Genomic DNA, 21,936 nt, shown 5'->3' on the forward strand with positions numbered 1-21,936 from the left:
GGCCAACCGGGACTGCGGTTGGCCTTTGGCTATTCCGGAGCGATCACACCGGAAGGAAGACCGTTACTGCAGCAGCGACATGACCATCGACGACATGCTGTTCGACTGCTTCAGCATGGCGGTGCCGGCTTGCAGCAGCATCTGGTTCGAGGTCATGTTCGCGCTCTCGGTCGCGAAGTCCACGTCCATGATCAGGCCGGCTGCGGCCTTGCTGTTGGTGCTGATGTTCGACAGGTTGTTGTACACGTGCTCGAGGCGGTTGGCCGCGGCGCCCAGGCCCGAACGGACCTTGTTGACCGATGCCAGCGCGGTTTCCAGCTTGGTGATCGCGCCGTTGGCAGCGCTGGTCAGTTCGGTGCCGCCGGCGGTGCCGGCGTAGTTGACGGTGGACGAGGTCACGTCCGACACGACTTGCGACATGTCGGCGGCCAGGTTGACGCTCATGGTCTCGCTCGACGAGGCGCCGATCTGGAAGGTCATCGACGAAGCAACGGTGCCGCCGACCAGCAGCTTGGTGCCGCCGAAGGTGGTGTTCTTCAGGACGTTCGACAGTTCCAGGCCCAGGGCGTCGTATTCCGACTGCATGGCTTTCTTGTCGTCGGCGGTCGACGAGGCGTCGGCAGCCTGGGTGGCCAGGTCCTTCATGCGCACCAGCATGTTGCTGACTTCGTCCAGCGCGCCTTCGGCGGTCTGCAGCATCGAGGTCGAGTTCTGGGTGTTGCGCATGGCGACGGCCATGCCCGAGGTCTGGGCTTTCAGGCGCGAGGCGATCTGCAGGCCGGCGGCGTCGTCCATGGCCGAGTTGATGCGGTAGCCGGTCGACAGGCGGGTCATCGAGGTCGACAGCGAGCTCTGGGTGCGGCTGATCGAGTTTTGTGCGGACAGTGCAGCGTTGTTGGTGTGAAGGCTCAGCATGATGGCTCCTAAGGATTCGATTCGTTTTCGAGTGCGTCACTCGCTCTCACAAGTACAGGGCGACCAGTTTCAATCCGGCATTAAGTGCCGCACGGAAATTCTTTAAAATATTTTTCGCACTGGCGAAACGATGTCCAAATGGCCATGCCGAGACTGTTGTAAACGACAACGCCGCCCGGAGGCGGCGTGTCGGCGTCGATAGCGAACGCTTACGCTTGCGGCGGCGCCAGGTCGGACAGGCGCACCCGCAGCGGAGCCGGCGCGTCGCCCGCGCACCAGCGCTGCCACATCAGGCGCAGTCCATGCTCCAGGCCTGCCGCCGTAACGCCCGGGTAGCCCAGCACCGAGTTGACGAAGCGTTCGCGCATGGTGGCGCGCATGGCGGCCAGGGCCGGGATGTTTTGCGACAGGAAGACGCCCAGCTTGACGTAGGTGTCTTCGTTGTCGGTGATGAAGTCGCGCAGGCCGAGGTGGGCGATGAAGGAGACTGCCGCATGGCTCGGGTTGGTGGCGCCCACCGTCGCCAGCGTCGGCACGCCCATCCATAGCGCATGGCCGACCGTGGTCGAGCCGCTGTAGGGGAAGGGGCTGAGGCAGATATCCACGTCGTAGTGCTGCTTCAGGTACTCGTAGACGCTGGCGCGGTTGCGCAGCAGCAGGCGCTCGCGCGGGATGCCTTCCTGCGCGAACCAGTCGATCAGGACGTCGTCGATGCCGGCCTGCAGGCCGCCGAGCAGCATCCTTGCGTCCGGCACGGCGTGCAGCAGCTTCGACCACTGGGCGATCACGTCCCGGCTGAGCTTGGAGGCGCGGTGGAAGCTGCCGAAGGTCAGGTGGCCGTTGCGCAGGGCCGGCAGCTCGTTCACCGGCGGGGCGTAGGGGTCGGGCAGGAAGGGCGCGGCCAGCGGCAGGCGCACGATCTGTTCGGTGAACTGGTCGTCGTAGCGGCCTTCGGGCGTGACGAACGGATCCGAGAAAATATAGTCCATCGCTTCCATGCCGGTGGTGCCGGCATAGCCGATCCAGGTGGCCTGCACCGGGGCCGGCTTGCGCATGAACAGCGACAGGCGGTTCAGGGCCGAGTGGCCGGACAGGTCGACCAGGATGTCGATGCCGTCCTCGCGGATCAGGCGCTCGGCGGCCTCGTCGTCCAGGTCGGCGATCGAATGCCAGCCGGCCGTGCAGGCCCGCAACTGGGCGGTCATGCCGTCCTGGATATTGTTGTTGTAATAGACATACAGGTCGACGCGCTCGTGCCCGCGCAGCGCGTCGAATACCGGCGCCACGAAGCGGGTGACGGCATGCTCGTACAGGTCGGCCGAGACGAAGCCGACGCGCAGCTTGCGCTGCGGATCGGGCTCGTTGGCATGCGGCTGGCGCAGCGCGCGCAGCGCCGGCTCCCAGCGCTGGCCGAAGGCAAAGTGCTCGCGGTTCAGCTCTTCGGGGTCGAGGCAGGTATGGCTCAGGATGAACAGCATCACGCTGTGGGCCGCCGCGGAGGGCTGCAGTTCAAAGGCGCGGCGTGCCAGGCGCAGGGCCTCTTCCCACTCGCCCAGGGCGAAGCGGATGCCGGTCTGCGCATGCAGCAGCTCGACGCTGTCGGGCGCCAGCGCGGAGGCGCGCTCCAGCAGGGCGGCGGCCTCCAGCAGCTTGCCTTCGGCGCGCAGGGTATTGGCCAGGTCGACCATCAGGTCGGGCCGTTCCGGCGCCAGTTCGCGCGCGCGCTCGAAGCCTTCGCGCGCCTCCCCGAAGCGCTTCAGGACGCGCTCGGCCTGCGCCAGGCGGATCAGCGAGGTCAGATGGTCGGGGCGCCGCTCCAGCACGGCGCGGAAGTGGGCGGCCGCCTCTTCGTGGCGCTGCAGCTGGTACAGCAGGTTGCCGAGATCGACCTGGACGTCGAGGTTGTCGGGGTCGAGCGCGCGCACGCGCTCCAGGCAGGCCACGGCTTCCTCGGTCTGCTTGTCCTTGTGCAGGGTCGAGGCGAGGCGCAGCAGGGAATCGACCAGGCCCTGGCGCAGGTCGGCGCCGTCATCGAAGCGCAAGGCCTTCTCGTAAGTCTCGGCGGCGTCCGCATAGCGCCCCATGTCGAACAGGGCGGCGGCCAGCACGCCCTGCACGCCGCGCAGTTTCCGGTTGAGCTGCAGCGCGCGCTGCAGGCTGGCGACGCCCTCGTCGAGCTGGCGCGCCTTGAGCAGGGCCAGGCCGAGCAGGGCATGGGCATTGGCGTCGCGCGGATTCAGGCGCACGGCGCGACGGTGCTGCGCGAGCGGATCCTGGGCGGAGGAGCGGGGGAGTACGTTCATTGGCGGGTGGTTTCTGTACGGAAATTAGTCGCGATTGTAGATCGACTCGCCGCTTCGCGTATTGGGTTTGTTGCTTTTAAGGCGAGAAAGTTTGCCTGGGTTGGCAAAGCTGCCTCATCCGGCGCGCAGCCGCGTCGGCGGGATTGGCGGCTTTGGCTTATGATGTCGGGTTTTCCGGCGCGCGCCGGCCATCCTCCGACTTCACGCATGAGTTCCCTGAATCGCATCGACCCCACCCCATCCTCCCTGCCGAGCCGCCGCCTGTCGGTAGCCCCGATGATGGACTGGACCGACCGCCACTGCCGCGTGTTCCATCGCCAGATCACCCGCCATACCTGGCTGTACACCGAGATGGTGACCACCGGCGCCCTGGTCTACGGCGACGTCGAGCGCCACCTGCGCTACGACGCCGTCGAGCACCCGGTGGCGCTGCAGCTGGGCGGCAGCGACCCGGCGGACCTTGCCAAGGGCGCGAAGCTGGGCGAGCAGTGGGGCTACGACGAGATCAACCTGAACTGCGGCTGCCCGTCCGAGCGGGTGCAGAAGGGCGCTTTCGGGGCCTGCCTGATGGGAGAGCCGCAGCTGGTGGCCGACTGCGTCAAGGCGATGCGCGACGCGGTCTCGGTCGACGTCACGGTCAAGCACCGCATCGGCATCGACTACAACGAGGAATACGGTTTCGTGCGCGACTTCATCGGCACCATCGCCGACGCCGGCTGCCGTACCTTCATCGTCCATGCCCGCAACGCGGTGCTGAAGGGCCTGTCGCCCAAGGAAAACCGCGAAATCCCGCCGCTGCGCTACGAAGTCGCCTACCAGCTCAAGCGCGAGTTCCCGGACCTGGAAATCATCATCAACGGCGGCATCAAGACCGACGAGGAGATCGCCCTGCACCTGCAGCACGTGGACGGCGTGATGCTGGGCCGCGAGGCTTACCATAACCCCTGGGTGATGGCGAGCTGGGACCGCCTGTTCTACGGCGACCTGGATGCGCCCGTGAAAACCCGGGTGCAGGTGCTGGAAGCCATGACTCCCTACATCGCCGAGCAGCTGCGCCTGCATCGCGAGCACGGGCTCAAGCTCAACAGCATCACCCGTCACATGCTGGGCATCATGACCGGCCTGCCGGGGGCGCGCGCCTTCCGCCAGACGCTGTCCGATCCGAAGAAGCTGGCGGGCGCCGACCCGGCCCTGCTGCTGGAAGCCGCGGCGCGCATGCCGGTCGCCGCCTGAGCGGGCAAGCGCCCGCTTCCTCTATCGAAAGGCGTACTCCGGTACGCCTTTTTGTTTCTTGTCGGCAAATTGATACATTTTGTTGCAGGAATTGTATAGTCAAGATCTGAAATGCTTGCCGTCCGGCAATTGTGAACGCATAATTTCCTTCGCTCCCCGCAAGTTGAACGAAATCAACACCGTTGTTGAGCTGAAACAAGTTCGGATGCGACAATCGATTTCGAGTTTCCAGGCAGAACTTTTGATTTATCCTGTCGGAAATGTACGTAAGCCAATGATGGCTACGCGACGCGTCGCACGGCGCCAGGTACCGGGCGAATTCGATCAATAGATACAGGGATGAACAGGAATGTCTTTTTTGAATAACTTGAAGGTCGGTACCCGCCTTGCGCTCGGCTTCGCACTGGTACTGGTATTGCTCATCGTGGTGACTGTGGTCGGCATCATGCGCATGGCACAGATCCAGGACCGCCTCGACAAGGTGGTGAGCGTGAGCAATGTGTCGACCAGCCTCGTGATCGAGATGCGCAACAACGTCAGCGACCGCGTGGCCTCGCTGCGCGTCCTGACCCTGATGACCGACCCGGCCGACATGGAGCCGGAACTGGCCAAGTTCAAGGAGCAGACCCGCAAGTACGACGACGCCCAGAAGAAGCTGTCGGCCCTGTTTGCCACCCACGCCAGCGACAAGGAAAAAGGCCTGCTGGCCCAGATCAAGGAATTCGAAGGCACGGCCATGCCAGCTATCGCCAAGGCATCGGAACTCTACCTGTCGAATAACGCCATGGACGCCACCCGCGTGATGATCCGTGAAGTGCGCCCGGTGCAGAAGAAGTGGACCGAGGCCCTGGACCAACTGGCGGCGCTGGAAGAAAAGCAGAACGCCCAGAGCAAGACCGATGCCGAGTCGGAATTCGTCAATGCCCGTAACTTCATGATCGGCATGCTGCTGACCGCCGTCGCCATGGGCGTGGCCGCAGCCTGGGTGATCTCGCGCAGTCTGCGCAAGCAACTGGGCGGCGAGCCGGCCTACACCGCCAAGATCGCCGGCAGCATCGCCCACGGCGACCTGTCGATCGCGATCGAGACCGAAGAATCGGACCGCGGCAGCCTGCTGGTGGAAATGAAACAAATGCGCAACAGCCTGGTCGGCATCGTCGAACAGGTGCGCCGCGGCACCGAGACCATCGGCACCGCCTCGCGTGAAATCGCGGCCGGCAACATCGACCTGTCCTCGCGTACCGAACTGCAGGCCAGCTCGCTGGAGAAGACCGCGTCGGCGATGGAAGAACTGACCTCGACCGTCAAGCAGAACGCCGACAACGCCCGTCAAGCCAACGCCCTGGCCGCAACCGCCTCGGACGTGGCACGCAAGGGTGGCGAAGTGGTGTCGCAGGTGGTTGGCACCATGGGCGAGATCAACAGCTCGGCCAGCAAGATCTCGGACATCATCGGCGTGATCGATGGCATCGCCTTCCAGACCAACATCCTGGCGCTGAACGCCGCGGTGGAAGCGGCCCGTGCCGGCGAACAGGGCCGCGGCTTCGCGGTGGTGGCATCGGAAGTGCGCAACCTGGCGCAACGTTCGGCTGCGGCAGCGAAAGAGATCAAGACCCTGATCGGCGACTCGGTCGAGAAGGTCGAACGCGGCAGCAAGCTGGTCGGCCAGGCCGGTGTGACGATGGATGAAGTGGTGACGAGCGTCAAGCGCGTGACCGACATCATGAGCGAAATCGCCAACGCCAGCGCCGAGCAGAGCGCCGGTATCGAACAGGTGAACCTGTCGATCATCGAGATGGACGGCATGACCCAGCAGAACGCCGCCCTGGTCGAAGAGGCCGCTGCCGCCGCGCAGAGCCTGCAGGACCAGGCGAGCGAACTGGCCCGCGTCGTCAGCATCTTCAAGCTGAGCGAGGGCGAGCAGTACCAGGTGGAAGCGCCGGCTCCGGTCGCCACCGGCACCGCCGTGGCAGTGCGCCCGGCCGCCGTCAAGCGTCCGGCACCGGCCCTGAAGAAGCCGGCCGCGAAGAAGCCTGCAGCATCGGCATCGAACCCGGCGCCGGCCGCCGCCAAGGGCGAAGCACCGGCCGCGCCGGATGCCAAGCCGAAGAAGGCCGCCACCGTCGCCAGCGACGAGTGGGAAGAATTCTAAGAGAGAAGAAGGCCGGCCCGCGGGCCGGCACGCAGTGAGACTGCAACCTTAAACAAAACCTAGAAACCTATTGGGGAAACCATGAAAAACCTGACCGTGAAACTGATCGCTGCAATGACCCTCGCCACCGCCGCAGGCGCTACCTTCGCTGCTGAAGTGCCGGCTTCGTTCGATCCGAAGAAGTGCTCGGTCGAGTACCCGAAAGCGTCGCTGATGAACGAAGAGCAGGGCACCACCTCGGCATCCTTCCTGGTCAATGCCGACGGCACCGTGGCCGAATCGAAGCTCGAGAAGTCGAGCGGCTTCAAGAACCTGGACAAGGCAGCCCTGAAAGGCCTGTCCTCGTGCAAGTTCAAGCCGGGCACCAAGGATGGCGCACCGGCCCAGACCTGGGCCAAGGTCGACTACGCCTGGAAGCTGGACTGATCCGGTTTTTCCTCCCGACCGAAGCAGCCGGCATCCGCCGGCTGTTTTGTTTTCGGGCGTTGTTGTCTACCTCAGTTACATTTTCGTGGCGGCATGTTTCGATTGTAAGAACTTCTTTCATTCCTCCCGTACGCGGTCGAGGCTGGCTATAGTGGTTCCAACACAACCGAAAGGAGAAGTACCATGAAAAGCGTTCTTGCCGCTACCGCAGCTGTCCTGATCAGTGCCGCCGCCTTCGCGCCGGCCCAGGCCCAGGCCCAGGGCCGCACTGAAGTGATCGTGGTGCACAAGGCGCCGCCGCCGCTGCGCCATGAGTCGATTCCCGCCGCCCGCCGCGGCCATGAGTGGGTGCCGGGCTACTGGAGCTGGAACGGCCGCCGCTACGTGTGGGAACGCGGCCACTACGAGCGGGTCCGCGCCGGTTACGTCTACCAGCAGCCGGTCTGGCGCCAGGATCGTAACGGCTGGTACCTCGACCGCGGCGGCTGGATCCGCGCCGACCACCGCATGGCCCGCCGCGACCGCGACGGCGACGGCATCCGCAATGGTCGCGACCGCGACCGCGACGGCGACGGCATCCCGAACCGCCACGACGCCCGTCCGAACAATCCGAACCGCTACTGAGTACGGGATCGCACCCCAGTAAAAGCCGCCTGCATCGCAGGCGGTTTTTTTATATGCGCAGCCGGCGCGTCGGCGCCCGGCCGAAGCGACCGGAAGGCCGGGCACGTTTCGGCGAACCGCTGCGGCTGCCGGGCACAAGGCAAGCCAGGACCCTTGTGCTCGCCCGGGCTGCTGTCACGCCCCCGGCGCAGCATCCGCGGCGCCCTGGAACCCCTTGGGAAGACGGGGCAGGCGCATGGTGAACGTGGTGCCGTCGGCCGCGTTCGACGCAACGCCAAGCTGTCCCCCGTGCGCATGGGCGATTTCACGCGAAATGAACAGGCCAATGCCGAGGCTGGTGCGCTCGGTATAGTCGGCGCCGACGCCGGCGGCGATGCGCACCAGCGGGTCGAAGATATTCGCCAGCTTGTCGGGCGCAATCGGGGCGCCCTGGTTGTGGACCGTGATCGCGATATCGTCACCGTGCGTCGTCAACTGGACCCGGACCGGAACCTCGGCACTGCCGTACTGGACCGCATTGCCGATCAGGTTCGACAGCGCCTGGGCGATTCGGCTGTCGTCGAAGATGGCGTCCAGCTGCGGGGGAGCCGCGAGCTCGATCATTTTCTCCGGATGGAAGGTGCGCAGCTCGTTGACGACTTCTTCGCATATTTCCACCATGCTGCCCAGCTTGACGCGGATCGGAATACCCGGGCCGAGGTGGGTGCGGGTGAAGTCGATCAGGTCGTTGATCAGCTTGCTCATGCGCTTGGCGCTGTTGAACATGCGCGTGGCAACCAGGATGTACTTCGGTGGGATGTCGACTGCCTGCATGAGGAAGCTCGAGCCGCTCACCACGGTACCGAGCGGATTGCGCAAGTCGTGGCCGAGGATGGCGAGGAACATGTTCTGCGATTGCTTCACCAGCGATTCGTAGCGCGCGACCGACTCGGCGAGGGCCTGGTCGACTGCTTCGTTGAAGCGCGTGACGTCGGCCATGTCGGTGATGGGGTGTGCATGGGCGTCGGCGGCCCAGAGCGTCAGCACGCTCGAGCGTAGGGCGCGGTACTCGGATACCAGCTGGACGACGGTGTATCCGGACAGCAGGCGCGCTTCCGCATGCGTTTCGGAAGCCGTGTCGCCGTGTTCCCGTTTGCCCAGGCCCTTCGATTTTTCCGCGCGCTCGTGCTCCGATTGCGGGGTTGCCAAATCGGCGGCGAAGGCGAGCAGCATCTGGCGGGCATGGTCGCGCAACTCGGTGTCATCCATCGTCAATGCCGGCGGCTCAATTGTGCGGGCAAAATCTTCCCATGCCTGCAGTATCGGTTCCAGATTATCTCGGATGAAAACGTCCAGTCGCTGTTTCTTCATTATTGCCTTGTGTGATTCCCAATTTCGCGAGATTCGCGTCGAGTGGGTTTCTGCATCATAACAGCCGTTTTTCTTTATTTACTGAAACTCTATATAAATACACACTGCTGAAATTAAATCCGAAATAATTAGGCGAATTGGCGAAAGCCCTGTATCTTCTGTCTGGCACTACATCAAGTCGTTGTTATTGTTGGTCTTTCTCTCCTGTCTTGCCTTTTGGCAGTCCCGTTTGATTTCCTCCCGTTACTCCTTCTCTTGGTCGATTGTGCGCCCCGGACAATTTTGTCCATGCAAACAAAAGGAAATCAACATGACTACTCAAACCGGCACCGTGAAATGGTTCAACGATTCGAAAGGCTTCGGCTTTATTACGCCTGATGCAGGCGGTGGCGACCTGTTCGCCCATTTCCAGGATATTCAATCGCAGGGCTTTAAAAGCCTGGCGGAAAACCAGCGTGTTTCGTTCGTTCGCTCGACCGGACCCAAAGGCGAAAAGGCCGGAAATATTTGCGCCATTTAATCGGCGGTCCTGATCGACGGCGCGCACCACGCAGATAGCGTGGGCGAGGCTGCGGCTGGAAACGCGCAACGAAGAAAGCCGTTCGGTTCACTCCGGGCGGCGACCGGGAGCGCGACGACAACACCCTACAAGTCAGCAACTTGTGGGGTGTTGTCGTTTTGGACGCAGGCTTTCACGCAGGACGGGCAGCTCACATTGCGAGCGGCGGCGCCGGCGCCTGGTCAGTATTGTCGAGATCGCTGCAGACCCGGTTGCGGCCCTGCGCCTTGGCGCGGTAGAGCAGGGCGTCGGCCTGCCTGACGAAGGCGTCCGGATCGTCGTCCTCGCCCGGCGCGCCGTGGAAGGTGCTGACGCCTGCGCTGATGGTGGCGATCCCGTGGGGATTGTCGGCATGCGCGATGTTCAGGTCCAGGATGGCCAGGCGCAGGCGCTCGGCCACGTAGCGGGCGCCCACCTGGCCGGTGGCCGGCAGGATCATGGCGAACTCCTCGCCGCCGTAGCGCGCGGCCAGGTCGGTCGGGCGCACCAGGGTGGCGCGCAGCGCGGCCGCCACCTGGCGCAGGCAGTCGTCGCCGGCCACATGGCCGTAGCGGTCGTTGTACTTCTTGAAGAAGTCGATATCGAGCAGCACCAGCGACAGCGGCGCCCCGGTGCGCCTGGCGCGTTTCAGTTCCAGCCGCAGGGCCTCCTCGAAATGGCGGCGGTTGGCGATGCCGGTCAGCCCGTCGTTGATGGCCAGTACCGTCAGCTCCTGGTTGCGTTCTTGCAGGTTCTTTTTCGCGAGACGCAGTTCGGTCTCGAGCTCGTCGCGGATGATGATCTGGCGCACCAGGCGCGCGCCCACGCCCGCCAGCAGCAGCACCACCAGCAGGGTGGCCGCCGACAGGAGCAGTGTCGATTGCCGCCATTCGGCCAGGATTTCCTTCTTGGACTGGGCGGTGGCGACGACCAGCGGCAGATTGTCGAGCCGGCGGTAGCCGTACAGGCGCACCACGCCGTCGATGTTCGAGCGCAGGATGGCGGTGCCGACCGGGCCGGACGAACGGATCGACTGGAAGATCGGCCCGTTCGAGACGTCGATGCCGATCTGCTGTTCGCTGAAGGGGCGGCGGTAGATCAGGGTGCCGTCGTCGCGCGCCAGCAGCACCACGCCTTCGCGGCCGACGTCGAAACTCTCGTAGAGGTTGGCGAAGAAGGCGATCTGGATGGTGCCCAGCGCCACCCCGCCGAAGCTGCCGTCGGGACGGTCGATGCGGCGCGATACCGGCAGCACCCAGATACCGGTGGACCGGCTGCGGATCGGTTTGCCGATGTAGACATCGCGGCTCGGGTTCCTGAGGTGGTGCTGGAAATAGTCGCGGTCGATGTTGTTGCCGACCACCGGGCGCTCGAGCGAGGAGGCCAGCCAGCTGCCGTCGGCGCCATACACGAACAACCCGTGCAGCTCCTTCACCTCTTTCACCATGTTGCGCATGTGGCTGTTCAGGCGGTCGGACGCGGCGGAGGCGATGCCGTCGTGCTCGACCCGCTCGACCACGCCGGCCAGCACGGTATCGACGATCCGCACCGTGCTCTCGGCCTGGGCCGCCAGCGCCCCGGCCATGTTCGAGGTGGCCGACGCGTTCTCGGCCAGCCGGCTGTCGCGCGCGCTCCATGCACTCCAGCCCTGGGCCGCGACCAGCAGCACGCAGAACAGGATCAGGATCCGGATCGCGTACCTGACCGCGGGACGCTTCTTTTCCGTCAGGCGGGTGATCGGGCTGGGAGGCGGCTGTAGGGTCATCGGGGGTGCCACGTGGGTGGCGAGGTTGCCGGAACTTCGAGGATAGCGACGGTGAATGTAAAAGTCGATCACTAGTGCATGCTGCGGTGCTGCGCGACCCGGCGCCCAGGGCGCCGCCCCGTCGCTCGCCGCGGCGTACATACTCCCCCGTAGTGACAGTGCTAGCATGCGACAGCTGGCTGCGACGGTGCCGACCAGGCGCCCGGCTTGCTTTACGACACGGAGAGACGACAATGGATGCGCAAGCTGAAAACCCTCCTGAAACAGTGTTGGCCAGTATCGACCCCGTCGTCATGGCAGCCGCGACGGTGATGCGCCTGCAAACCATCGTCTCGCGTGAAGTTGCCGCTGACGAGTCCGCTGTCGTGACGATCGGTGCGCTGCAGGCGGGCACCAAGGAAAACGTGATTCCCGACACTGCCGTCATCAAGCTCAACGTACGCACCTTCGACAGCGGCGTGCGCAAGCGCGTACTGGCGGCCATCGAGCGCATTGCCAACGCGGAGGCAGCCGCATCGGGCGCGCCACGGCCGCCCGAGTTCACCAGCCTCGACCATTACCCGCTGGGTTTCAACGATGCCGAGGCCAGCAAGCGGGTCGGCGACGCGTTTCGCCGGTATTTCGATCCGGAGCGCGTGCGCCAGGTCGGCGCCGCGCCCGCAAGCGAGGATTTAGGCTCCTTCGGCACCGCATGGGAAACGCCTTCCATGTTCTGGTTCGTCGGCGGTACCGATCCGGATGTGTATGCGAAAGCCAAGGCCGCCGGCGAAATCAACAAGATTCCGGTGAATCACAGCCCATTTTTTTTGGGCTGGCCTGGCTGGCGCCGCCGGCCGCAGCGCATTGATCCGATACCGACGCAGCGCCGGCACGCGATGCAGAAAGCAAAAAGCCCAGTCCGGAGACTGGGCTTTTTGCTTGAATTCTTGGGGTGGCTGATGGGACTCGAACCCACGACAACAGGAATCACAATCCTGGACTCTACCAACTGAGCTACAGCCACCATTGTCTTGCTTTGTGTCTCGCTGTTTCCGAGACAGAACAAGATTATACAAAGCGCTTCGCGAACTGGCAAGTCTAAATGTGCGTGCCCGTCGGGTTCGTCGGTGTTGCCGCGAGCGCGAGCTCGTGCACGGGCGGTTTTTGCCCCAGCAGGCTGGCAAAGGCGGCGCCCAGGGCGATGCCGCTGGCGCTGGTGAAACCGGTCAGCTCGGCCGGGGCGCCGCCGGCGGGGCGCAGCAGGCCGGCCGCCGCGAGCAGGCGCGCCAGCTGGCGCGCCACGGCCTCGCCGGTGTCAATCAGCGTGATCTGCTCATCGGTATGGCGGCGGATGACGCGCTCGATCGAGGCCTGTACCAGCGGGTAGTGGGTGCAGCCCAGCACCAGGGTGTCGGCGCCCTGGGCCAGCAGCGGGGCGATGTAGCGTTCCAGCATCGCCTCCAGGGCCGGGGAACCCGGCTCGCCGAACTCGATCTGGTCGGCCAGGCCGACGCAGGGCTGCAGCAGGAAGCGGGCGCCGGTTGCGTCGACGATCTGGTCGCGCAGCAGCAGGAATTTTTCGCCGGCCAGGGTGCGCTCGGTGGCCAGGACGCCGACCGTGCCCTTGCGGGTGCCGGCCGCGCCCGGTTTCAGGCCCGGCTCGACGCCGACGATCGGCATGGCGGGATAGCGCTCGCGCAGGATGCGTACGGCGGCCACGGTGGCGGTGTTGCAGGCCACCACCAGCGCCTTGACGCCGCGCGCCACCAGGAAGGCGGCGATGCCGAGCACGCGCTCGATGACGACCTGTTCCGGCTTGTCGCCGTAGGGGGCGAAACCGGAGTCGGCGACATACAGGAGGTGTTCGTGCGGCAGCTGCGCCTGGATGTGGCGCAGTACCGACAGGCCGCCGACGCCCGAGTCGAAGATGCCGACCGGGGCGTCAGGGGAGAGGGATGGAGTGCTCATGGCCGAAGAGGTGGGCGTCTCGGACGATCCGCCCACGCAGCATCACGCGGCGGTGACCGGAATGCCCTTCAGCGATTCGATCTTGGCCGACCATTCCTTCGGACCGGTGGTGTGCACCGAGGTACCGGTGGAGTCCACGGCCACGGTGACCGGCATGTCGGTCACGTCGAATTCGTAGATCGCTTCCATGCCCAGGTCTTCGAAGCCGACGACTTTTGCGGACTTGATCGCCTTCGAGACCAGGTAGGCCGAGCCGCCGACCGCCATCAGGTAGGCCGACTTGTGCTTCTGGATCGATTCGATCGCCGCCGGGCCGCGCTCGGCCTTGCCGATCATCGAGATCAGGCCGGTCTTCTCCAGCATCATGTCGGTGAACTTGTCCATGCGGGTCGCGGTGGTCGGGCCTGCCGGGCCGACGACCTCGTCGCCCACCGGGTCGACCGGGCCGACGTAGTAGATCACGCGGTTGGTGAAGTCCACCGGCAGCTGCTCGCCCTTGGCCAGCATGTCCTGGATGCGCTTGTGCGCGGCGTCGCGGCCGGTCAGCATCTTGCCGTTCAGGAGCAGGGTCTGGCCCGGCTTCCACGAAGCGACTTCTTCCTTGGTGAGGGTGTTCAGGTCGACGCGCTTGGATTTTTCGGTGTCCGGGGTCCAGTGCACTTCCGGCCAGGTGGACAGCGCCGGCGGTTCGATGTAGGCCGGGCCGGAGCCGTCCAGCACGAAGTGGGCGTGGCGGGTGGCGGCGCAGTTCGGGATCATCGCCACCGGCTTGGAGGCCGCGTGGGTCGGGTACATGTTGATCTTCACGTCCAGCACGGTGGTCAGGCCGCCCAGGCCCTGGGCGCCGATGCCCAGCGCATTGATCTTGTCGCACAGTTCGATCCGCAGCTCTTCCAGCTTGTTCTGCGGACCGCGCTGCTTCAGCTCGTACATGTCGATGTCTTCCATCAGCGACTCCTTGGCCATCAGCATCGCCTTTTCGGCGGTGCCGCCGATGCCGATGCCCAGCATGCCCGGCGGGCACCAGCCGGCGCCCATCAGCGGCACGGTCTTGATGACCCAGTCGACCAGCGAGTCGGACGGGTTGAGCATCACGAACTTGGTCTTGTTCTCCGAGCCGCCGCCCTTGGCAGCGAGCTTGACGTCGACGGTGTCGCCCTCGACCAGTTCCATGTGGACCACGGCCGGGGTGTTGTCCTTGGTGTTCTTGCGCTCGAAGTGCGGGTCGGCCACGATCGAGGCGCGCAGCTTGTTGTCGGCGAAGCCGTAGGCGCGGCGCACGCCTTCGTTGACGGCGTCGGTCACCGAGCCGGTGAAGCCCTCGAAGCGCACGTTCATGCCGATCTTCAGGAACACGTTGACGATGCCGGTGTCCTGGCAGATCGGGCGCTTGCCTTCGGCGCACATGCGCGAGTTGGTCAGGATCTGGGCGATGGCGTCCTTCGCGGCCGGGCTTTGCTCGGTCTCATACGCGCGCGCCAGGTGCTGGATATAGTCGGCCGGATGGTAGTAGCTGATGTACTGGAGGGCTGCCGCGACCGATTCGATGAGGTCGCTCTGGGTGATAACGGTTGCCATGGGTTTCTCGATCAGGAGGGGAAGAATGGTTCGCTCAGTGCTTGGAGTGCGTGGTCATGACGATGCGGTCGGTGTAGGCGATGGCCATGGCCGACAGCAGGAAAGCAATATGGATGATGGTCTGCCACATCATGGTTTCCGGCTTGTAGTTCGCCGCATTGATGAAGGTCTTCAGCAGGTGGATCGACGAGATGCCGATGATCGCCATCGCCAGCTTGGTCTTGAGTACCGAGGCGTTCACGTGCGACAGCCATTCGGGCTGGTCCGGGTGGCCTTCGAGGTGCATGCGCGAGACGAAGGTTTCGTAGCCGCCGACGATCACCATGATCAAAAGGTTCGAGATCATGACCACGTCGATCAGGCCCAGCACCACCAGCATGATGGTGGTCTCGGTCAGCTTGTCCGGACGGGTGGCGCCGGGCACCGTGACCACGTCGAGGATGTGCTGGAGCGAGGCGGCGTTGCCCATGGCCGCGCCGATCAGGTCCTTGAGCTCGACCCAGAAATGGAACACGTACACGCACTGCGCCAGGATCAGGCCCAGGTACAGCGGCAGCTGCAGCCAGCGGCTGGCGAAGATCAGGTTATTGAGGGGACTGAGTTTCTTTGCTTCGGTCGGGGGAATCAACTGCGCCATCGGGATGCGGCTCCTGGATGCTGGACAAATACAGCCGAGCATTCTACACCCGACAGCGCGCGCATGCCGGGCTTCCTTCACGGCTTCGGCATGCCGTTGGTAGAATGGCATTCGACGAAAACCCTTGTAAGGGCTCAGTAAGCGAGCGCCCCTAAGGTGTTCATTAAAAACCTTACTATCCAATGGAGACGAAGATGGCCGAGAACGAGAGCAACCAAGATCAAATCCAAGGCTTGCAGGAAAGCCGCGTGTTCCCGCCGCCGGCCGAGTTCGCAGCCAAGGCCGCGATCTCCGGCATGGAAGCCTACGAAAAGCTGTGCGCCGAGGCCGCCAGCGACTACGAAGGTTTCTGGGCGCGCCTGGCGCGCGAGAACATCGACTGGCACAAGCCTTTCACAAGCACCCTCGACGAATCGAACGCGCCGTTCTACAAGTGGTTCGCCGACGGCCAGCTGAACGCGTCGTACAACTGCCTCGACCGCAACTTGAGCAACGGCAACGCCGACAAGACCGCGATCATCTTCGAGGCCGACGACGGCGCCGCAACGCACGTCAGCTACCGCGAGCTGCACGAGCGCGTCTGCAAGTTCGCCAACGGCCTCAAGTCGCGCGGCATCAAGAAGGGCGACCGCGTCATCATCTACATGTCGATGTCGATCGAAGGCATTACCGCCATGCAGGCCTGCGCCCGCATCGGCGCGACCCACTCGGTGGTGTTCGGTGGCTTCTCGGCAAAATCGCTGCAGGAACGCATCATCGACGCCGGCGCCGTGGCCGTCATCACCGCCGACGAGCAGAAGCGCGGCGGCAAGGCGCTGCCGCTGAAATCCATCGTCGACGAAGCCCTGGCCATGGGCGGCTGCGACAGCATCCGCGACGTCATCGTCTACAAGCGCACCGGCGGCAACATCAATTTCCAGCAAGGCCGCGACACCTGGCTGCACGAACTGGTCGACAACCAGAGCGCGGCGTGCGAACCGGAATGGGTGGATGCGGAACACCCGCTGTTCATCCTCTACACCTCGGGCTCGACCGGCACCCCGAAGGGCGTCCAGCACTCGACCGGCGGCTTCCTGCTGTGGGCCGCGCTGACGATGAAATGGACCTTCGACCTCAAGCCGGACGACGTGTTCTGGTGCACCGCCGACATCGGCTGGGTCACCGGCCACACCTACATCACCTACGGCCCGACCGCGGCGGGCGCCACCCAGATCGTGTTCGAAGGCGTGCCGACCTACCCGAACGCCGGCCGCTTCTGGGACACCATCGCCAAGCACAAGGTGTCGATCTTCTACACCGCGCCGACCGCGATCCGCTCGCTCATCAAGGCCTCGGACGTGGACCCGAAGGTCCACCCGAAGAACTACGACCTGTCGAGCCTGCGCCTGCTGGGTTCGGTCGGCGAGCCGATCAATCCGGAAGCCTGGATGTGGTACTACAAGAACGTCGGCCAGGAACGCTGCCCGATCGTCGACACCTTCTGGCAGACCGAGACCGGTGGCCACATGATTACCCCGCTGCCGGGCGCCACCCCGCTGGTGCCGGGCTCATGCACGCTGCCGCTGCCGGGCATCATGACCGCCATCGTGGACGAAGCCGGCGCCGACGTGCCGAACGGGCAGGGCGGCATCCTGGTGGTCAAGCGTCCATGGCCGTCGATGATCCGCACCATCTGGAACAATCCGGACCGCTTCCGCACCAGCTACTTCCCTGACGAACTGGGCGGCAAGTACTACCTGGCCGGCGACGGCGCCGTGCGCAACAAGGACACCGGCTACTTCACCATCACCGGCCGCATCGACGACGTGCTGAACGTCTCGGGCCACCGCATGGGCACGATGGAGATCGAATCGGCCCTGGTGGCGCACCCGATGGTCGCGGAAGCGGCCGTGGTGGGCAAGCCGGACGAGACCACCGGCGAGGCGATCTGCGCCTTCGTGGTGTTGAAGCAGGCCCGTCCGAGCGGCGAAGACGCCAAGAAGCTGGCGACCGAACTGCGCAACTGGGTGGGCAAGGAAATCGGTCCGATCGCCAAGCCGAAGGAAATCCGCTTCGGCGACAACCTGCCGAAGACCCGCTCCGGCAAGATCATGCGCCGCCTGCTGCGCGTGCTGGCCAAGGGCGAGAACATCACGCAGGACGTCTCGACCCTGGAAAACCCGGCCATCCTGGATCAGCTGAAAGAAACCGCGTAACGGCGTCGGCCTGTTAAGTAGTAAAGCCCGCATCCTCGCAAGAGGAGCGGGCTTTTTTTTCGTGGAGCTCGTCGTGTTTCCGTAGGGTGGGCGGCTTTGCCGCCCACGCGGTGATCGTCATCGGCTCGGTTGTCGCGCCGGATGATCTCGCTGCGAACGATCACCGCGTGGGCGGGGTACCCGCCCACCCTACGATCTACATCTTCTCTAACTGCTGCTTCGCGTAAGCCGCCCCCGACCCCGTCGGCGCCAGCTCCAGGTAGGTCTTGTACGCTCCCTTCGCCTTCTCCTTCTCCCCGCCGCGCGCATACGCATCGCCCAGGTTCATGTGCGCGATCGCCCGGGACGGATCCATCTTGACCGCGTTCTCGAACCAGCGCGCCGCCTCTGCAAACCGTTCCTGCTTGTAGAACACGAAGCCCAGGTTGTTGGCCGCCAGCGCAAAGTTCGGCCGCAGCTTGAGCGCCTCGGTGAACTGCGCCTCGGCCTGCGCATACTGCTTCTCTTTATAGAGCAGCAGCCCCTGGTCGTTGGCCCGCTGCGCCTTTTGCCGGTTGGAGACCGGGACCGCCGCCGGCGCCACCAGCTTGGTCTCGCCACCCTGCAGGTCCTTGATCACCACCGTGGCCGCGGGCGTCGAGGCCTGCGCATCCAGCCTGGTATTCAGCGCAATCGCATCGTTCGACAGCTGCGCCGTGCTGGTATTCAGGAACTCGCTTTCTTCCGGCAGCTCGAACACGAACTCGCCGCCCTCCGAACCCGGCAGGCTGCCGAAGGCCGGCGTCTGCTGCGACACGCTCGACACCGCCGGCGCCACGTAGGCCGCCAGTTCGGTGCCGGTGATCAGGCCGTCGCCGTTCAGGTCGGCCTTGCCGCCCAGGCCCTGCAGCAGGGTCCAGGTGAACACCGAGTGCCCGTTCGGCCCGCCGTCCGACACCAGCTGGTCGGTGCCGCCGGCGGTCAGCATCTGGCGTCCCAGGCGCTTGGCGTTGTCACGCAAGAAGGAGGCATTCGCGGCGCCGCGCGTCAGCCCCAGGCCGCTGTAGCAGGCGTCCATCACGAACAGCGCATGCTTGGCCGGCAGGCTCTCGGCGATGTTCTGGATTTCGGTCATCGGAATCGCATCCGTGGCCAGGTTGTTGGGGTCGGCGTCGACCGGCACGATGTAGCCCAGGTCGCGCCCCGAGCTGAGCTTGCGCGTGGCGCCGTGGCCGGCGAAGAACACGAAGATGCGGTCGTTCGGCTGCAGGTTGCCGTGCGCCAGCCGGTCGTGGAAAGCGGCCAGGATGCCGCTGCGGGTGGCCTGCTCGTTCCGGAGGGTGATCACGCGCTCCGGCGCAAAGCCGAATTTCTGCACCAGCAGCTGCCCGACGCCGTCGGCATCGCGCACCGCATACTGGAGCTGCGGCCACTTCTGGTACTTGTCGATGCCGACCACGATCGCCCACGAATTCGCATAGCCGGTGGCCGCCGTGCGCTGCACCGGCGCGGGCGCCGCCGCGTCGGAGACCTTGAAGGTCTCGCCATCCCAGCCGGCAAACTGGTAGCCCTCGGCGGTGAGCCGGTCGAGGATGGCGGGCAGCGCCTTGACGGTGCGCTCGTGGATGTCGTGGAACAGGATGATGCCGCGGCCTTCCTTGTCGACGGTGCGCAGCACGCGGTCGGCGATGGAAGAGGGCACCGGATCCGCCCAGTCGAGCGAATCGATGTTCCACATCACCGACTTCAGCTGCGCATTCGCCAGCGCCTGCAGGCCTTCGCGGTTGCGCGCGCCGTAGGGAAAGCGGAACAGGCTCGAGCGCTGCGGATCGACCGCCCTGAGCAGCGCGTCGGTATTCAGGATCTCGGCCTTCAGGCCGTCGCCGGTCTGCTTCGACAGCTGTGCGTGCGAGAAGCTGTGGTTGGCCAGCACGTAGCCCGACTGCTTCAGCCGGCGCATCACGTCCGCGCCGCCGTTCAGCCTGGCCTTGCCCTGCGCGTCCAGCGTGCCGATGTTGCGGCCGACGCTGAAGAAGATCGCCGGCGCGTTGTACTGCTTGAGGATGGCGGCAATCTCCTCGCTGTAGCGGCGGTGCGGGCCGTCGTCGAAGGTCAGCACCACGGTCTTCTTCGGCAGCGTCTTGCCGAAGATCTCGCCGTCTTCAACCGGCGCCGGCGCCGGCGTAGACGGGGCGGGCGCTTCCGGCCTGGCCGGGTAGGGCATCACCACGCCGTATTCCTTGAGGATGTTGTCGCGCCGGTAGAGGGTCTTCAGGTAGGCGACGTAGCTGTCCCATTTCTCGCGCTTGAGGACGATCGAGCGCGATTCGAAGCGCCCGAACACGGCGCGGATTTCCTTCTCGTAGTTGCGCTCGATCTCGGCCAGCGCATCGAGGTCTTCCGAGATGCGCTTGTGCAGCTTGATCGCCGGCAGCGACGAATCCTTGGCCACCTGCGCCAGCAGCGACTGCATCAGCTCGCGGAAAGCCAGGCGGTCGGCGTCGTACAGGCCTTCGCCGGATTCCACGTAATCCAGCAGGGTGCCGAGCGCATCGAAGCGGCCCGGCTTGTTCGAGGCGAGCAGCTGGGCCAGGGCGGCGTCGACCTTGCCGATGCGCTCCTGGTTCTCGTGGAACAGCTGCTGGCCGATGCGGTTGGCGTGGGCGCGCTCGTCCGCCGGCAGGGTCGCTTCGTCCTGCGTCAGCACGATGATCTTGCGGTAGGACGCCAGCATGGTCTGCAGGTCGGCCGCGATGGCGCTGACGTCCACGGCCGGGCCGGCGGCGGGTGCGGTGGCGGCAGGAGCAGACGGGGACTTGAGGCTGGCGATCCAGCTGCCGGCGGCGGCGCCGGCCGCAGCGACGGTAAAGACGACGTAATACAGGACTTTGCGTTTCACGGCGGGATTGAAGAGTTAAATTCTGGCAACAATATCACCAGGCCGCCCGCGCCGCTTGAGGAAAACCACGCGCCGCCCGCCGGAAACGGCAATGCCGCCCTGGAGGCGGCATTTTCATGCGCTGCGCGTAAAGGGTGTGTCAGGAAGACGACAGCACGTGCTCGGGGCGGCTGACAAGGCGACATCACGATTGATGCCGGAACAGTCTTGTATAGAAGAGAATCCTTGCTATAATAGGCGGCTTCGTGGACACACGAGACCCCATCAGGAGAGATGGATGAGTGGTTTAAGTCGCACGCCTGGAAAGCGTGTGTAGGTTCATAGCCTACCGGGGGTTCGAATCCCCCTCTCTCCGCCAGGAACACAAATGGAAAATGGCCACCCTCGGGTGGCCATTTTTTATTTGTTTCATGGCGGAGAGAAGCAGAGCCCCTGCGGGCTCTGCGTGGTCGCCAAGGCGGCAGTTTCGAAGCCTTGCGCGTACTCGCGCAAGGGCGGCCTGCGGGACGTGGGCGAATCCTTTGGTTGCTCCGCCAAGAAGGGTTTAGAAATCGAGAGCCACCCATCGGGTGGCCTTTATTTGTCGCTTCGCGAAGAGAAGCGAGCCTCTGCGTTCATATAGTCGCTGTTGTCGAGTGAGGTGATGAGTTACGCTGGCGGTGGGGTGTGACCGTAGCGAATGGCGATTTCACGCTGGGAAGAACTCAGTGCTGGCCACAATACACGCACACGACTCAATTCCATTTCCCGTAGTTGAGCCTTAGACCTGTCGTGCTTTAGGTCAATTTTGAAAAATGAAGGACTATGGTCGATCCGATGTTTGTTTAGTCGCCAAAGAACGACAAAGGCTTGCTTAGGCGATAGGTACTTGTTTTTCTTAAAGTAATTCAATGCAATAGTAAGAATTTCACTATCGTCTTCCGCCTCGGCCACTCTCTCAAGTGCACGGAGACAGGCATCCTGACGTAGCTGGTCCATGATGCGACTGATCTTTTTCTTGGCATCTTCCGAGGAAAGAACACGGCCATTCTCGAACACAGAGAGTCCGAACCTAAGGATGCACTGCGATCCGACCCAAATCGTGTTCCTGTTGAGACTGTTACGGATCTCGAAGTGATATCGCAACGATTCTTGGCCGCACAATTCGCAGGTTTCCTGAGGTGTCTCGTGATCAACGACGTTTTCAGTAACAGACCACTCCTCAAATGCTTTTGGAAGCGTGTCCCCGATGGATAAGGGAAGGATGCTGTTTCTCACCCGCTGACTGTAATGTTCCATGTTCCTTCCTCAGTTATCGTGTCGGTTGAACATAGGTGCAAAATTCTTGAGCACTCACAACAGATAGTGAACTTGCTTTGAAGTATTTTCAAGATGAAGGAGAATTGCAGATTCGCG

15 protein-coding genes, 2 tRNA genes and 1 pseudogene are annotated in these 21,936 nt (G+C 64.1%); 8 read left to right on the forward strand and 10 right to left on the reverse strand.

The window, feature by feature from the left end:
* Positions 1-63 precede the first annotated feature (63 nt).
* Both AB3347_RS21080 and AB3347_RS21085 read right to left on the reverse strand, forming a co-directional pair.
* Complete coding sequence (locus AB3347_RS21080; RefSeq protein WP_369093679.1) at positions 64-915, reverse strand: flagellin; 852 nt, start codon at positions 913-915, stop codon at positions 64-66.
* Positions 916-1,124: 209 nt separating this feature from the next.
* Positions 1,125-3,218: a tetratricopeptide repeat protein gene (locus tag AB3347_RS21085; protein WP_369093680.1), complete on the reverse strand. Its 2,094-nt coding sequence runs from the start codon at positions 3,216-3,218 to the stop codon at positions 1,125-1,127.
* 207 nt (positions 3,219-3,425) lie between these two features.
* On the opposite strand from AB3347_RS21085, the gene dusA reads away from it, so the two are divergent.
* The 4 genes from dusA to AB3347_RS21105 all read left to right on the forward strand — a co-directional run bounded on the left by dusA (position 3,426) and on the right by AB3347_RS21105 (position 7,653).
* Complete coding sequence (dusA, locus tag AB3347_RS21090; protein ID WP_369093681.1) at positions 3,426-4,451, forward strand: tRNA dihydrouridine(20/20a) synthase DusA; 1,026 nt, start codon at positions 3,426-3,428, stop codon at positions 4,449-4,451.
* 349 nt (positions 4,452-4,800) lie between these two features.
* Positions 4,801-6,603, forward strand: a complete 1,803-nt coding sequence (locus tag AB3347_RS21095) for a methyl-accepting chemotaxis protein (protein WP_369093682.1) — start codon at positions 4,801-4,803, stop codon at positions 6,601-6,603.
* An 81-nt stretch (positions 6,604-6,684) separates the two neighbouring features.
* Entirely contained in the window at positions 6,685-7,029 is a 345-nt protein-coding gene (locus AB3347_RS21100) for an energy transducer TonB (protein ID WP_369093683.1), read from the forward strand.
* Between the two features lie 183 nt (positions 7,030-7,212).
* Positions 7,213-7,653: a hypothetical protein gene (locus tag AB3347_RS21105; protein WP_369093684.1), complete on the forward strand. Its 441-nt coding sequence runs from the start codon at positions 7,213-7,215 to the stop codon at positions 7,651-7,653.
* A gap of 174 nt (positions 7,654-7,827) precedes the next feature.
* On the opposite strand, the gene AB3347_RS21110 is transcribed toward AB3347_RS21105, so the two are convergent.
* Positions 7,828-9,003, reverse strand: coding sequence for an ATP-binding protein (locus AB3347_RS21110; protein ID WP_369093685.1), 1,176 nt, complete (start codon positions 9,001-9,003; stop codon positions 7,828-7,830).
* A 310-nt stretch (positions 9,004-9,313) separates the two neighbouring features.
* Between AB3347_RS21110 and AB3347_RS21115 the strand changes: the two genes are divergently transcribed.
* Positions 9,314-9,523 (forward strand): cold-shock protein, encoded by a 210-nt coding sequence (locus AB3347_RS21115; protein ID WP_305821136.1) that lies wholly within the window; start codon positions 9,314-9,316, stop codon positions 9,521-9,523.
* Positions 9,524-9,713: 190 nt separating this feature from the next.
* Here the strand turns inward: AB3347_RS21115 and AB3347_RS21120 are convergent, their stop codons facing one another.
* Entirely contained in the window at positions 9,714-11,306 is a 1,593-nt protein-coding gene (locus tag AB3347_RS21120) for a diguanylate cyclase (RefSeq protein WP_369093686.1), read from the reverse strand.
* Positions 11,307-11,617: 311 nt separating this feature from the next.
* Here AB3347_RS21120 and AB3347_RS21125 point away from each other — a divergent pair.
* Positions 11,618-11,806, forward strand: a pseudogene (locus tag AB3347_RS21125) (peptidase dimerization domain-containing protein); the annotation flags it as partial.
* Positions 11,807-12,233: 427 nt separating this feature from the next.
* Here the strand turns inward: AB3347_RS21125 and AB3347_RS21130 are convergent.
* From AB3347_RS21130 to AB3347_RS21145, 4 genes are all read right to left on the reverse strand, one after another.
* Positions 12,234-12,309 (reverse strand) — tRNA-His (locus AB3347_RS21130).
* Between the two features lie 74 nt (positions 12,310-12,383).
* Positions 12,384-13,253, reverse strand: a complete 870-nt coding sequence (murI, locus tag AB3347_RS21135) for a glutamate racemase (RefSeq protein ID WP_369093687.1) — start codon at positions 13,251-13,253, stop codon at positions 12,384-12,386.
* Between the two features lie 42 nt (positions 13,254-13,295).
* A complete protein-coding gene (locus AB3347_RS21140) occupies positions 13,296-14,831 on the reverse strand; it encodes a fumarate hydratase (protein ID WP_369093688.1) in 1,536 nt (511 codons plus the stop codon).
* Between the two features lie 34 nt (positions 14,832-14,865).
* Positions 14,866-15,468: a TIGR00645 family protein gene (locus AB3347_RS21145; RefSeq protein WP_369093689.1), complete on the reverse strand. Its 603-nt coding sequence runs from the start codon at positions 15,466-15,468 to the stop codon at positions 14,866-14,868.
* 194 nt (positions 15,469-15,662) lie between these two features.
* Between AB3347_RS21145 and acs the strand changes: the two genes are divergently transcribed.
* On the forward strand, positions 15,663-17,663 hold the full coding sequence (acs, locus tag AB3347_RS21150) for an acetate--CoA ligase (RefSeq protein WP_369093690.1): 2,001 nt from the start codon (positions 15,663-15,665) through the stop codon (positions 17,661-17,663).
* A gap of 196 nt (positions 17,664-17,859) precedes the next feature.
* Here the strand turns inward: acs and AB3347_RS21155 are convergent, their stop codons facing one another.
* Positions 17,860-20,541: a polysaccharide deacetylase family protein gene (locus AB3347_RS21155; protein WP_369093691.1), complete on the reverse strand. Its 2,682-nt coding sequence runs from the start codon at positions 20,539-20,541 to the stop codon at positions 17,860-17,862.
* Between the two features lie 267 nt (positions 20,542-20,808).
* On the opposite strand from AB3347_RS21155, the gene AB3347_RS21160 reads away from it, so the two are divergent.
* Positions 20,809-20,899: transfer RNA gene (locus tag AB3347_RS21160), tRNA-Ser, on the forward strand.
* 290 nt (positions 20,900-21,189) lie between these two features.
* Here the strand turns inward: AB3347_RS21160 and AB3347_RS21165 are convergent.
* Positions 21,190-21,819, reverse strand: coding sequence for a hypothetical protein (locus AB3347_RS21165; RefSeq protein WP_369093692.1), 630 nt, complete (start codon positions 21,817-21,819; stop codon positions 21,190-21,192).
* Between the last annotated feature and the right edge of the window lie 117 nt (positions 21,820-21,936).

Source organism: Massilia sp. X63 (genome assembly GCF_041023745.1).
GTDB lineage: Bacteria > Pseudomonadota > Gammaproteobacteria > Burkholderiales > Burkholderiaceae_D > Telluria.